Below are 14275 nucleotides of genomic sequence, written 5' to 3' on the forward strand. Positions count from 1 at the left end.
TGGCGATACCGCCTTCGCGCAGATGGTTCGGCTCAAACATATGAAGTCCGACTCGAACACTTTCGAGGGGGAAACATGTACAAGCACGTGACCTTGCTGATCGACCATTCGGGCGACGCGACGAGATGGAAACTGCTTGGGCCAGATGGTCAACCGTTTCTGGCATTTGACCTATTCGTCAAGGCGATACGGGCGCTAAGGCTGAACACGCGAAAGAACTATTGTAGGCATCTGGCCGAGTTCATCGACTATTTGATCGAAGCCCAATGGGTACTGGCCAGAGGCGGCTTGCTCACCAGGTCTCAATTGACCGAGGTTATCGAGGCATACGGCGAGTACCTGCTCCTTGGTACAGGCGCCGCCAAGGACGCTGCCAAGAAGATCGCGGAGACGATGCCGCCATCTTGCTTGAATTGCCCCGCGAGTCTGATGCCCAAAAAGGCGGCCATTCGTCGGTGGCTAAAGCTATCCAACGCTTATGGTCGAGAGGTGGAAATGCTGGCGATGCTCAATGATGGAAATGCAGCCACACACCAAGAGCCGCCACTGCTGCCAGAGGTCGGCACGCGACGTCCGTTACCGGAGTATGAAAAGAGAGCCTTGCGGGCAAAGTCCATGCTCGCGGGCGTGATTGCCGGCGGACCTCGGTTCATTGAAGCCGTGCCGCTCGGAAAAGACGTAGCCCAAACGTTCGAAGCGAGTCGTGCTTTTCCCTACGACAAGGTCATCGACTTCGTTGATGCGTTTCCAACGTATCGGGATCGCTGCCACTATGCGCTTCTGGCGGCCTCGGGGTGTCGAGGCAGCGAAGGGCGGCAGATCCTCATCGATGACATCAACATGGAAGACGCTACCGTTGCATTGGTCGATCCAAGCAGTCGGCCGGCTGATACGAGTTATTGCCGTCTGTCGTCCGAGGAGCGAGAGCTGTTGGCATGGAAGGGCCGGGCCACAGACCTGACGCTGCTTATCGAGCCCTTTCGCTCGCTCTTCTTCGAATGCCTCGAACAATATTTGAATCGTGAGTATATCGATCACGGTAGGCATAGCTTCCTTTTTCAGTACTCCAACCGACGCACTATCGGGGCTCCCTATTATTTGTTCGACAGCAAGGAACGAATTCAGCGATTTCACCAAGCGCTAAAAAAAGTGGGCGTCGTGCTGCCCCGCAATACTGCGGAACATTCGTTACGGCACATGTATGGATGCTACCTGGTGAATTATTTTCCTCGTTCCGACGGAAGCTTCGGACTCCCACTTTCGATAGTGATGCAGTTGATGGGGCACGCCAACATCGAAATTACGAAGAAATATGCCGTAATCGATGAGACCCTCAAGCAGCTTGAGGTGGCACATGCCAATGAGGTTATCTTCGGAAATGGAACGCCGGTCAGTCTGCTGGAACTGAAACTGGCTGCGCTAACCGCAGAGGCCGAACGGGTGATACGGGAGCTCGAACAGCGGCGTGTGGCAGCTTGACGTATGGACACGGTGCGACGCGGTCACACCGTACTACGGCATTCAATAGGGGGGCACTAGTGTCCGACCCCATGCAACTTGAGGGAGCAGCCCAGAATGATCAATTTGACCGTCGACCAAGTCGTATTCAACCGAACCGGGAGCGCATTGCATGAGGACGTATGTAGCGCATTGCGTGCGGCCTCCAGCGCGATACTGGACGCGCTGCAGCTCGACCGGGCCGAGCTCGGGTCCGTCACAACGAAAACTAACCTCCGCGCCGCATTCCCCAAGTTTGTCGAAGGCCGTGTCCTCGCGGATGAGCGACGTTGCTTTGGGGTCGAGTACGTAGAAACGGCGTATGCGATGTATGAAGGTGGCTATGCAGCAGTTACGGAGGATCATTTTCGCGCTCTGATGTTTCCTGATGGTTCAGGTGAGTTCTCTTACAAGAGGGCCTACGCTCAGACCATACGCACGGGTGCAGGAGTTTTTCTCGTGGCGCTCCACTGCTTGGGAGCGATCACGTTGCCTGTTAGCTTTAGCTGGCCTTCGCTACGCGAAGACCGAGGTGGTCGACGTATCGAGATAGGGAAGTTTGTATGCTCCGAGCTGTTAGACCTCATACGCTCAATCGACTCGCAAGAGTTGGAATCGAAGATCCCAGCATTTGATGTCCTCGGAAGTTCGAAGAAACGCAGAGAATGGTTTCTTTCCTATGGCACGAAGGCGATCCTGGCCACAGGCTGGCAAACACCGGAAGATGTGAATCTAGAGGATTTGATGGCGATCAAGGCGAAAGAAAAGACCTTGGGCGTCCATATTCAACATGTCTATAGGACATTATTGGATGTTCTTGTGCGTGCCTTTGGGGACCGTGTCAGCGTAACCCCAGAAATTTGGGGGCGCGCACTCGAAAGTCGCGTGCATTGTCTGCCTGATTTAGACATTAAAGACGGTGGGATCGATCTCATTGACATCTTAGAAGAGTTGCTTGACTCTCAGGTCGCAATGTTTACTCCGGAAAAGATGATTAAAAACATTAAAGGAATTCCGGGGATTGATGTGGATGTAAGGCGAGTCGGTAAGGTATGGATCGATATTGAGAATCTGTACATAAAGAAAATATCGAGAGAGAATTACAAGTCAATAAAAAATATTCTTTCATGGTGGAACTGCTATCTCTTCTATTATCTCCCAGTCTGGTTCGATAGGCATGGGGACACCACTCTTGCTTTTCCCGGCACACCCGCGCTCTTGGCAAGATCGCGAGCGTTCTTCGTGTCGCGCTTGCTTGACGTGGACCACGATGTCCCTATGACTTTCCTTGAGTTCATGGACATCATTCGCAGGCATCGAGGCTGGGTCAACAATAGCTACTATGCGTTGCTCAAGAACCTGGAAGCGTTCTTCGCTTTCATCGAAGATTATGCTGAAGAGTTAGAGAATTGTTCCGGATTCACGCAGCCGATAGCTTCTCACGATTTTCCGCGGACCACGAAATACAAGGTGACAACGAAGCGGCCAATTCCGAAGTGCTTCTTTAAGGTTTATATTATCTATCACGAAACCATCCTTCATTTTCTTAACGCGGTATTGCAGGGTGTTTTGTGTGGGGAGATTTCCTCGGAAGCAGTCCAGAAGATGACGCGTGACGAGGTTATCGATGCGTTTGCGTGGTCAAGTACCCTAGGGTTCGTCCCGGTCCTGGCTGGCGGGAAGTCTGTCATTCCGCTGCGCTTCATTCCTAATGTTATCGATGCCGATTGGAGGGATATCAAAGGGAAAGGCCGCTTGTATGTGCCTCATCCTCACGGGCTTATCCAGAACCTGGCAGCGCTTCATGCGGGCGCGCGTGGAAACCATTTGCAATGGCTGGATCGCAGAAGTTTTGATCGGCATGCAAGCGACGATGGTGGAGGAATCACTTTGCTCTATCTCAACACCGATAAGGTCCAATCCAGCGGCCTGACGGTACACGTGCATCGCCGCGTCATCGAGTTGCTGCGCAGCCAGCGCAAATGGGTGGAACTCATTGATGCACCTGAATTTCAAACCGAACATTATTACAACAACGAGCCGAAAACGAAGTGGCCAAAGATTCTGCCGCTGTTCGCTTACAAGGCCGATGGGGCGCCGCATCTGGACGAGGTTTACGCCAAATCGTGGAAGCGCATGTTGCTCGGACTTGAGGGACTCTTGCCCCAGCTAACCGAGTATGGGAAGGTCCGTAGCCTCCTGCGCTTATTGCCGAAGAATGTCCACATCACCGATCCGAACATTGAGGAAAAGCTCAAACAGTATGGTGCGAGCCAAAAAGTTGTCTGTGAGCTACGGGTGAGTACCGAGATTACCCCACACAGTGCCAGAGCCACGGTCATCTCGGAGGCCCGGACCTTTCTCACGCCTGATCTGATCGGGACCTACCTCACCGGCCAAACTGAGCCGGTCGTCATCTACTACATGCGACCGGATGCCGATTCCATACGGCAGGCGGAAGCCTACCAAGGCCAACACATCAGAGACGCGGTGATACGCGACATTGCCGAGCCCGCAATTCGGGGCAAAGGAGCTTCCTCGGCATTGATCCAGGCAGACCACGTGAACTCGAACTTGTCGAGAAGTCTCCGCAGCAACCCGAACGAGACGATTGAATGCTACGGCTGTATGAGCATTACGTTCTCAAAGCCTGAAAGGGATGGCATTGACGTCTGGCAAGAAACGATGGGTGAAGGCGCTGCTGCCAATAAAACTGAGATCTGTCCATTCGGCAACAACTGCCCGCCTGAGATCATCAAGGAACTGAAAGGCCGGCGTAGGTGTGGGCTGTGCCGCTATGCCATGCGATGCATTGACCATCTCCCGGCGATCCATGCCAAGCAGCGGCAGCTTTCCGAACAGGTCGACACGCTGGAGGCATCCATTGAGCTCGAGCGGAGTACGGTTGGGGGGCGCAGGTCGGAAGACGAGATCGAGTTGCTGGAACAGGAGGCTGCGGATCTCTGCGAAGAGCTGGCGGGGTGGATTCTCAATGGTGAGGTACTCGAAGGTGAGCGCAAGCGAATTGCGGAGGGTGAGGATACGCGTCGGTGGATTGTGCAAAAGCCCGAGATCATCGAGAAGAAGCTTCAACGGTGCGTTGGGCCCAATTGCCAGACAGCCTACTTATTGGCTCGCCTCGGTGAGTGCTTGCAATACCCGACGATGGAGAACGAGGAAGTCCGGGCGCGCTTCGATTTGCTCAGACGAAGGCTCCTGTGTGAGCGGGGAAATCTGCAGGAAGCGCTAGCCTTAAACGTGCCGCCTGATCCTGCGTCCGAATGTGCCGGCATTCTGCGCTGGATCGTAGACTCCTGCGGCCTGAGTCTGGCACAAGTTGCAGAATTGCTTGATGGAGCCCACCTGAGTCGCCTTCCTGAGCCAACCTTCAAAATCTTGGGCTACGAGGCGAACGATGGCGAGATTGATGACTGAAAGTCGGTTTTCCCCGTGGCAGGATAGATGTCAGACAGCGCGCGAGACACTCATCGATCAGGAGCTCTTACGCTTGGAAGGAAAAGGGATGCGCTTCGAGTATGTGACGGCGCTCGCCGAGTACATTGCGGAGCGCCTATCCATTCGTGAGCAAAAATGTTGTGTGCCCAGCACGCTGCTTCGGAATTCTCGCTATCGTCCAAAGCTCGACGACTACATTGGCAATCCGCAGAGTGGTAAGAAAAGAGGGGGGGCGACGGCTGTCGTTCGCGGCCAGACGGCCCGGCCGCTGGAAGCAAAGAAGGAGGAGCTCCAGGTCGCAAATCTTCGCCGGGAGAACGAGCGCCTTAGGCTCTACAACGCCACACTGGAAAAGACCGTCTCGGGCTTTAAGCAGCAGGCACAGCGCATTGCGGGCAAGCCCGAGGTGGCTCAGTCGGAATCCGTGGCAGGCATTAGCGCTGAGTCTGTGTATGAGCGAAAGTTTGTCATGACTTGCCACGTGTTGGGACGGGTGCTGGATCAACTGCCGGCAATTCTGAATGTGGATCTGGAAGCCGGGCGCATCATCGACAAGTCCGATCGCAGGAATGGTCTCATTGCCGAGGGGGATATGGCCGAACCGTTCATCGAGTGGCGCAAGCAATCAAAGAGGAGGTCGGCATGAGCAGCGGCAAAGAAATAGGGGACGGCTACGCCGAAACCCTCAGTGAATTTCTGCGCAGCGATTGCGAGGTGCCGATCTCTCAAGCGGGACGCGTGAACATCAGCGAACTCGCTAGAGTGACTGGAATTCCGAAGTGTTCGTTCTATCAAAACTCGAGCATCCGGAGAATTCTCTCAGAGTCTATGGCTCGCCCGATCGAGGTGCAAGGCGGGAAGAATAGCCCCCAAGAATGCTCCGACGTTGGCGCGTCTTCGACGCGCGCCATGGAGTCGCTGGAACGTCGGGCGAATCATCTTGAGAAGCACAACGCTGTACTCGTTGCTGAGAACGAGCAACTGCGGAGAGAAGTGCGCGCGCTGCGGCTCGCGCTAGGGAGGCAGGACATGATGATAGAAACGGGACGGAAGGTGCATATTCCAATCCAGGAGGCGCGATGAGCGCGTCCACCTTGGCGCCGATTGCGGTGCGAGTGCGTGTCAAGAAGCTGTTCAGTGTCCTGCCGAACGGAGCCTTCATTGCCGGCGGTGAGGACGAAAACTGCGAATCGATTCGGGTACTGGTGGGCCCGCACAGCGAGGCTTGCACGCCCTTTGCAGGTGAGACATGGGAGTTCTCGGGGCACTTTCGGGTACACCCTCAGTATGGAAACCAATTTCACGCATCGTGCGGGGCACGCCCGCTGTTCCCGCAAGCGAATCTGCTTCATCACTATCTCGCCGAACACCCCGACTTCGTTGGGATCGGGCCTGCAAGTGCCAGAAAGCTCTGCGAGCATTTCGGAGAGCGCATTTACACGGTCCTGGATCAAGGCGATGTACCTACTCTTTGCCCAATACTGTCGCCGAAGGTTGCTCACCAATTGGTTCATATGTGGCGTGAGAAGCGAGAGGAAGCGTCAACCATAGAGTTTCTGGATGGACGCGGTGTCGACTGGCGGCTCGCCACCAAGCTTCACAAGGTATGGGGCGCCAACGTCCCGGCCGTCTTAGCGGAGAACCCGTACCGCCTTTTGGCCGTTGCTGATTGGAAGGCCGTGGATGGGCTTGCGCAGCGCTTTGGCGTTGCACATGACGACCCGCGTCGGTTGGTGGGTGCAGTGGAGGCGTGCCTGTACGCCAGGCTGAGTGGTGGGCATACGCTCACAGGGATCGAAAGCCTTGAGCGCTCGCTCAGAAGACTAATCGACCGACGCTCGATCGGCAAGGCGATTCAGGAAGCGCTTGTGGTGGGTGCTGCGAAGCAGCCGATGGAAGGTGCATTTCAGCCAGCAGGAGCGTGGGCGTTGGAGTTCGGTCTCGCACGGCGGTTGCGCTCGCTACTGGATGCGCTCGAGCACCGGGCGGACTTTCCTGTCGAGGATTTAAGAATGATGGAGAATGCGATTCGGTCGGCCGAGGTGCAGCAGGGATTTTCGTTCAGTGCTGAGCAAAAGGCCGGCATCTTGTCGCCCTTTCAGCATCGGATCTCACTCTTGCTAGGGGGGGCCGGGGTCGGAAAGACTTCAGTGCTCAGAGGGGTGGTGGGAGTGGCGCATTGCTTGGAGCAAGGCGTCATCCAGCTTGCGGTAGCTGGCCGTGCGGCAAGGCGTCTGGAACTCGCGTCGGGGCATGAAGCCATGACGCTGGCGAAGTTTCTCTGGTCGGTGCGTTCGGGCAGAGTTGTCGTCCCCACTGGTTCCCTTGTGATCGTTGACGAGGCTTCAATGTTGGACCTTTCGTCGGCGTTTCGGCTGCTCCAGCTTCTTCCGGACACTACACGAATCTTGCTGGTCGGCGACGCCTTGCAACTTCCACCAGTTGGATTCGGCCTGGTTTTACATTGTCTGAAGGAAAGCAGGGTGATACCAACTAGTGAATTGAAGGCTGTGCACCGCCAAGCCGGTCAGTCGGGAATTCCGGCCGCGGCTGAAGCCGTGCGCCACCATCGCATGCCGGACTTCGTTCGGTATGAAGGCAAACACGACGGAGTTAGCCTCCTCGATTGCTGTGGGGATGATTTGATGCCGTTGCTTTACGACATTCAGCACCAATGGGAGGGGGAGGAGTACGCCATACTTGCTCCCTTGCGCAATGGCCCATTCGGAGTGAAGTTGATCAACGCTGCTTGTCACGCGATGAAGAACGGCGGCGACATGGCGGGTGGCTTCTTTGTGGGAGAACCAATCATGCACGTGATCAATGATTATGAGCGATTGCTGATGAACGGCGCCCTCGGACGAGTTTTATCGGTGGAGAAGGACGGCGCATTAACTGCCGAGTTCGAGGGGAAAGTTCACAGATTCGCGGCGCGCGATGTGCCAGGCCGTATTGAACTAGCCTATGCAATGACGGTCCACAAAGCCCAGGGCTCCCAGTTCTCCAGGGTGATTGTGGTGACAGGTTCGACCAAGGCCTTTGACCAAGCAATAGTCTATACGGCGATGACTCGCGGCATCAGGCAGGTCGTATTTGTTGGCGACCGCCAGATGTTGAGAAGGGCTATAGAAGCGCCGGCAAGGGGCGCGCAACGACAGGTTGCATTGACCCAATTCCTGACTGAGGCCCTACCCATCACGGCCAGATGAATGACTCTTGGCCGTTGCAATGAAGCGAGAACGCTTTTGATTAGCACGAGGACCATCGGAGATGCACCATGGGCGCGACAAATGATGTCTACTTTGCCGGACGGGTATTTGGCAGACGCGAGCAGGATGGCTACCGCTTCTTTCTATGGGTGGATGTACTGATCGGTGAGATCACTGGTGCCGGGACTGGGACGTCCTTCGCTTCCCTGCACGCCGAACCTGCTGACGGAGCATTCTTGTGCCGCCTCAAAGGCGGATGGCTCTTCGTGACTGGAACGAAAGGCCATGCTCTGCGGCGCAACACCTTTTGGGATGACACACCTGACGCTGAGGCAAACGCGCAGGCGCTGCAAGCGCTTGGCTGCGAAGTGTTGACTCTTGACGAGGGCAATGCTCGCGTGCGAGCAGACGGTATTCCCGTTCACTCGGTCACGGGCGAGGAAAAGCGCCGAACTGAAGGCTTGGCGCGGTGTGGCAACAACGTCTAGGAAATATTAGGGGAAGGACATGCCTAATTCTGTGCCTCAAGCTGCTCTTGGGGCGGTGCTTAACGATTCGAGTGCGACATCGCGACCGGCGACGTGTGCTTTCCCGAAGATTCTCTGGCACTCTGGAGAGCCGTGGGCATTCGCCAATGATTGGGCCATCGGGAAAGATGCGCGCAGTCCGTCGACCATCCGGGCCCGTATTCGGCATCTCGGCCAGTTTGCATACTGGCTAGATTCAAAAGGGCTGGACTGGCGCCATTTCCCTCAAGGTGCAAACGATAGCTCGTTGGCATTGTATCGAGACGAACTTCACGCGCAATTTAGACAGGGGGCGTTGACGTGCCACAACGCTGAGGTACGGTGGCGCGTCGTCGTTCAGTTTTACCGATACGCCCGCGGGTGCGGCGTTGTGGAAGACCATCCCTCGTTGCACACCCGCGGTCCGCTGGTACGTCATCTGGCTACTTACGAGACCCGAACCCCACCAATCGCGCGCGACCCGGTTCCAAGCACCACGTCGCCACCGATGCCAACGGCACGCCGATCGCGGTCATCCTGACCGGCGCGAACCGCAACGACATAACCCAGCTCTTGCCCTTGATCGAAGCGATTCCGGCTATCCGGGGTTGCCGAGGTCGCCCCTTGCGCAAGCCTGGCCGAACTACGCCGACCGTGCGTACGATCACGACAAGTACCGTCGACCGCTTCATGCTGCCGGCATCCCCACTTCGATCGCGCGGCGTGGCCAGCCCCACGGCAGTGGACTCGGCAAGATCCGCTGGGTTGTCGAGCGCACGCATGCCTGGCTTCACGCATTCCGCCGTCTGCGCACCCGTTTCGAGCGTCGCGCCGACATTCATGAAGGCTTCCTCAAGCTGGCCTGTTGCCTCATTTGCTGGCGCACCCTACAGCGTGAGGAAAGTTCATTTTGAAATGAGTTCTAAGTCAGGCCCATTCGAGCGCGGCGAGGTCAATGGGTTCCTTGCTGCAAGGCGCGCGGCGGGGATTAACTCTGCGTTGTATTGTCCGTTGATTGCCTCGGCTAGGGCATTGTTGCGGAATCGCCCTTGCTTGCCCACCGAGGGGCGATACGCGCCTCGGCCAGACACGCTGTGAAGCGAATGCTTACGTATTGCGGCGAGCTGTGATCCGAATGGCAAGCGATCACGTTGCCGCGCCCAGGCAGGCGGGCGCACAGAGCTTGCCCCCGTGCATCGAGCATGAAGTCCGTTCGCATTGAACAGCTTACCCACCCCACGATGTGCCTGGGCGGGGTTAGGTTGCAGGTGGTAAGGCAGCAGCTAGCGGTTAGTGTGATGGCGATGTCACTTGATCGATTTTGTACAAGAAACGAATCACTGCGCAGTAGGGGTTCTGCGCCCATTTTGCTGACGTTGTGAGATGCCTACGGGCGCACAATGGGGCGTTGACCCAAGCGTGCATTTGAGTGCATACTAGCCCCGTGTGCAACCGATTGATTCGATTGAGTTTTCACTCACTCACACGGTTGTCGGCTCGCTTTTTCCCTATATAACGGTTCGAATCGTGTAGGGCGGACCATTTTCTCCCGCATTCCCCAGCATTCCCCATCGCTCAGAGGGGCCATCGTCGCATCGCGAACTCAGGCGAGGTGCTGCCTATGGCTGACAGTCCGGTCTAATATTTCGGGGCTGCCGTGGCTTTTTCTGGCTCGGCGCGTTTCCCGAGGCTATTCCCATGGCGAAGTTCAACACAGGTGCGGGCAGGAAGCTGCGTTACTGGCTGGCCGGTGGCGCGTGCCTGTTGATGCTGGCCGCCATTGCACGCCATGTCTTGTTCCTGGTGGTCGAGGAGGATGCGTTCGAGCCCAAGCCGGCCGGCGCGGCCGGTGCGATGACGCCGGATCGCCTGGGCGTCGCATCGCGCCAGTTCGCGTTTGCCAGCGGCGCGCGCATGCTGCGCGCCTCCTGCGTCCTGGCGCAGGGCGGCGACGCCCCCGCCTTGCTGATCTACCACGGCGACGAGGAAAACTTGTCGGACTGGGCCAGCGCGCAGGCGCTGCTCTACCGCGACGGGATCTCGTCCTGCGTGTTCGACTACAGCGGCTATGGCGCTAGCAGCGGCAAGCCCGGCGTGGTCAACCTGCATGAGGACGGCCTGGCCGCATATGGGCAGTTCCTCGCCATGACGCCGCGAGCCAGCCGGCGCTATGTGATGGGTTTTTCGCTGGGTTCCGGGGTGCTGCTGGATGTGATCTCCGCCTTGCGCCCGGCGCCCGCTGGCCTGGTGATTGCCGCTGGCTTCACGTCCGCACGCGAGGCGGCGGTGCTGACCGGGCGGGTGCCGGAGTGGATAGCCAGGCTGCTTCCCGAGCCGTGGGACAACGAGGATCAATTGCGAAAATCAAGGCTGCCGCTGCTGCTTGTGCACAGCCGCGCGGACGAGGTGATTCCCTTCGCGCATGCCGAGCGGCTGGAGCGCGCGGCCTGCGGTCCTCGCCGGCTGGTGGCGCTGTCGGCGCTGCCGCACGATGCGGCGATCCAGTCGGAGCGCCAGGAAGCGTTCTGGGCGCCTATCGTCGCCTATCTGCGCTCGGGCCGACTGGCCGGGGAGGGCGCCGAATAGGCCGCGCGCACGCCGTGCCGCCGGGGGGGGCACGAAAAAGGGGCGTCGGCCAAAGCCGCACGCCCCTTTTTAGCGATGGCCGCCGTGAGAGGCGGCCGCGCCGGTATTACGCTTCTTCGGGCAGGCTCGCGCCTACGGTATTGAAGCCGGCGTCCACGTAGGTGATCTCGCCGGTCACGCCGCTGGACAGGTCCGACAGCAGGAAGGCGGCCACGTTGCCAACCTCGTCGATGGTCACATTGCGGCGCAGCGGCGCTGCCTCCTCGATGTGGCCCAGCAGCTTGCCGAAGCCCTTGATGCCGGAAGCGGCCAGGGTCTTGATCGGGCCTGCGGAAATGCCGTTGGCACGAATGCCGCGCGGGCCCACCGAAGCGGCCAGGTAGCGCACGCTGGCTTCCAGCGATGCCTTGGCCAGGCCCATGGTGTTGTAGTTCGGGACCACGCGCTGCGCGCCGAGGTAGGTCAGCGTCAGCAGCGAGGCCTTGTCAGACAGCATGGGCAAGGCGGCCTTGGCCAGAGCGGGGAAGCTGTAGGCCGAGATGTCGTGCGCCACACGGAAGGACTCGCGCGAAAGACCTTCCAGGAAGTCGCCAGCGATGGCCTCGCGCGGCGCGAAGCCGATCGAGTGCACCAGGCCATCGAGCTTGTCCCAGCTCTGGCCGAGCCCGGCGAAGGTGGCGGCAATCTGTTCGTCGTCGCCAACGTCGCATTCGAATACCAGGCTGCTGCCGAATTCCTTGGCAAAGTCGTTGATGCGGTCCTTGAACCGTTCGCCGACATAGGTGAAGGCTAGCTCGGCGCCTTCGCGCTTGCAGGCGGTTGCGATGCCGTAGGCGATCGAGCGATTGGACAGCAAGCCGGTGATCAGGATTCGCTTACCTGCGAGAAATCCCATAACTTCTCCAATGATGTTCGAGGTGGACGGGCACGTTTCGTGCAACGGCGTCCGGGCTGCGGCGCGCACCGCGCGGCGGCTGCTTTGCAGCAGGCTGACGACCGGCAAAACAGCGGTGCCGCATACTGGAATGTCCGGATGGCTGGATGCCGGCCGAACCCATGTAAAATTGTCTCATAACTTGACCGCGCCGCCGAAGGCTGCGGACGATCCGATTCAGGTGGAGGACCCAAACCGGATGCATATTCGCGCACGTAGACCGCTTCAGGCGGCATGGCAGCGCTTCCGCACATTTGCGGCGCTGGGCTGTGGATTCGTAGCCCTGTGTACCGCGGGTTTTCCCTTGTCGGCTGGAGCCGCCCATGGCTTCGCACAGTATGGCGGCCTCAAGTATCCCGCCGATTTCACCCATTTCGACTACGCCAACCCGGACGCGCCACGCGGCGGCACGCTGACGCTCGCCAACCCGGACCGCCGCACCAGCTTCGACAAGTTCAACCCGTTCACGCTCAAGGGTACCTCCGCCCCGGGCGTGAACACGCTGATGTTCGAGTCGCTGTTGATTGCCAGTAGCGATGAAACCGCCAGCGCCTATGGCTTGCTGGCGGACGACGTGACCGTGGCGCCGGACGAACTGTCCGTTACCTTCCACATCCGGCCGCAGGCGCGCTTCAGCAACGGCGATCCTGTGCTGGCCAGCGACGTCAAATACTCCTACGACATGCTGATGAGCAAGGCATCCAGCCCTGGCTACCGCAGCATGTGCACCGACGTGAAAGCCGTCACGGTGGTGGATTCGCGCACGGTACGGTTCGATTTCAGGCAGCGCAACATCGAGCTGCCGCTGATCGTTGGCTCCTTGCCGGTCTTCTCCAGGAAATGGACCGCCACGGTGTCGTTCGACAAGCTGACCTTCGAGGATCCGGTGGCCAGTGGGCCCTACCTGATCGAGCGCTACGATGCCGGACGCGGCATCACCTTCAAGCGCGATCCGTCGTACTGGGGCAAGGACCTGGCGGTGCGCCGCGGCACGTTCAACTTCGACCGGGTGGTCTATCGCCTGTACAAGGACGAGACAGCCAAGCTCGAAGCCTTCAAGGCTGGCGAGTTCGATGCGATCGTCGAGTACAAGGCCAAGAGCTGGGCTAAGAGTTATGAGGGCAAGCGCTTTTCCAACGGCGAACTGATCAAGACCGATTTTCCGCACCGCAACGGAGCCGGCATGCAGGGCTTCGTCATGAATATGCGCAAGCCGATGTTCCAGGACGTGCGGGTGCGGCAGGCCCTGATCCTGGCGCTGGATTTCGAGTGGCTCAATCGCCAGCTGTTCTATGGCGCGTATCGCCGCCTCGATAGCTGGTTCTCCAACAGTGAGCTGGCCGCCAGCGCCACGTTCGACGGCCGTCCCGGCCCCGGCGAGCTGGAACTGCTGGAGCCGCTGCGCGCGCAGCTGGCGCCCGAGGTATTTGGCCCCATCGTGGCGATGCCCACCACCAATCCGCCGCGTTCGCTGCGCGACAACCTGCGCGATGCGCGCCGGCTGCTGGCCCAGGCCGGCTGGACCTTCGAGGATGGTGCACTGCGCAATGCCAAGGGCGAGCCCTTTGTCTTCGAGTTCCTGGACGACGGCGGGGCCATGAGCCGCGTCATCACCACCTACGTGCGCAACCTGGAGAAGCTGGGCATCGAGGTGAACCAGCGCACCACCGATTTCGCGCTGTACCAGAAGCGGCTGGAAGACTTCGACTTTGACATGGTGTCGATCCGTTTCCCGGATTCGCAGAGCCCGGGCAACGAGCTGCGCGACCGCTTCAACAGCGAGGCGGCGGGCACGCCCGGCTCGGACAATCTGTTTGGCCTGAAATCGCCGGCGATCGACCGCTTGGTGGACAATGTCCTGCACGCCCATACTCGCGAAGAACTGGTCAATGCCGGGCGCGCGCTGGACCGCGTGCTGATGCACGGCTACTACATTGTGCCCAACTGGTATAGCGCGTCGCATCGGGTGGCATACCGAAAAGAGCTGGTCTATCCGCAGCGCCTGCCGTACTACTACACGGCGGAAGGCTGGATCCTGAGCAACTGGTGGCGTGCCGATGCCAAGCCAGCCGCTCAATAAGCGCGAC

The 14275-nt window shown here is 58.7% G+C and carries 9 protein-coding genes and 2 pseudogenes; 9 read left to right on the top strand and 2 right to left on the bottom strand.

Annotated elements, in window-relative coordinates; translation table 11 throughout:
* The first annotated feature begins 75 nt into the window (after window positions 1-75).
* The 7 genes and pseudogenes from AC1RWI_RS05275 to AC1RWI_RS05305 all read left to right on the top strand — a co-directional run.
* Window positions 76-1479, top strand: coding sequence for a tyrosine-type recombinase/integrase (locus AC1RWI_RS05275; protein WP_492864988.1), 1404 nt, complete (start codon window positions 76-78; stop codon window positions 1477-1479).
* A 96-nt stretch (window positions 1480-1575) separates the two neighbouring features.
* On the top strand, window positions 1576-4932 hold the full coding sequence (locus AC1RWI_RS05280; protein ID WP_492864990.1) for a hypothetical protein: 3357 nt from the start codon (window positions 1576-1578) through the stop codon (window positions 4930-4932).
* Window positions 4933-5020: 88 nt separating this feature from the next.
* On the top strand, window positions 5021-5599 hold the full coding sequence (locus tag AC1RWI_RS05285; protein ID WP_492864992.1) for a hypothetical protein: 579 nt from the start codon (window positions 5021-5023) through the stop codon (window positions 5597-5599).
* Complete coding sequence (locus AC1RWI_RS05290; protein ID WP_492864994.1) at window positions 5596-6036, top strand: DUF6262 family protein; 441 nt, start codon at window positions 5596-5598, stop codon at window positions 6034-6036. The genes AC1RWI_RS05285 and AC1RWI_RS05290 overlap by 4 nt, the downstream gene beginning before the upstream one ends.
* Window positions 6033-8162: an AAA family ATPase gene (locus tag AC1RWI_RS05295; protein ID WP_492864996.1), complete on the top strand. Its 2130-nt coding sequence runs from the start codon at window positions 6033-6035 to the stop codon at window positions 8160-8162. The genes AC1RWI_RS05290 and AC1RWI_RS05295 overlap by 4 nt, the downstream gene beginning before the upstream one ends.
* A gap of 68 nt (window positions 8163-8230) precedes the next feature.
* A complete protein-coding gene (locus AC1RWI_RS05300) occupies window positions 8231-8650 on the top strand; it encodes a hypothetical protein (protein WP_492864998.1) in 420 nt (139 codons plus the stop codon).
* Window positions 8651-9118: 468 nt separating this feature from the next.
* A pseudogene (locus AC1RWI_RS05305) lies at window positions 9119-9582 on the top strand (IS5 family transposase); the annotation flags it as partial.
* Between the two features lie 19 nt (window positions 9583-9601).
* Here AC1RWI_RS05305 and AC1RWI_RS05310 read toward each other — a convergent pair.
* A pseudogene (locus AC1RWI_RS05310) lies at window positions 9602-9917 on the bottom strand (transposase domain-containing protein); the annotation flags it as partial.
* Window positions 9918-10366: 449 nt separating this feature from the next.
* Between AC1RWI_RS05310 and AC1RWI_RS05315 the strand changes: the two are divergent.
* On the top strand, window positions 10367-11254 hold the full coding sequence (locus tag AC1RWI_RS05315; protein ID WP_052494623.1) for an alpha/beta hydrolase: 888 nt from the start codon (window positions 10367-10369) through the stop codon (window positions 11252-11254).
* Between the two features lie 106 nt (window positions 11255-11360).
* On the opposite strand, the gene fabI is transcribed toward AC1RWI_RS05315, so the two are convergent.
* Window positions 11361-12149, bottom strand: a complete 789-nt coding sequence (gene fabI / locus AC1RWI_RS05320) for an enoyl-ACP reductase FabI (protein WP_043347558.1) — start codon at window positions 12147-12149, stop codon at window positions 11361-11363.
* A 238-nt stretch (window positions 12150-12387) separates the two neighbouring features.
* On the opposite strand from fabI, the gene AC1RWI_RS05325 reads away from it, so the two are divergent.
* On the top strand, window positions 12388-14268 hold the full coding sequence (locus AC1RWI_RS05325) for an extracellular solute-binding protein (protein ID WP_043352064.1): 1881 nt from the start codon (window positions 12388-12390) through the stop codon (window positions 14266-14268).
* Window positions 14269-14275 lie beyond the last annotated feature (7 nt).

Source organism: Cupriavidus sp. MPR-AND1C (assembly GCF_058809705.1).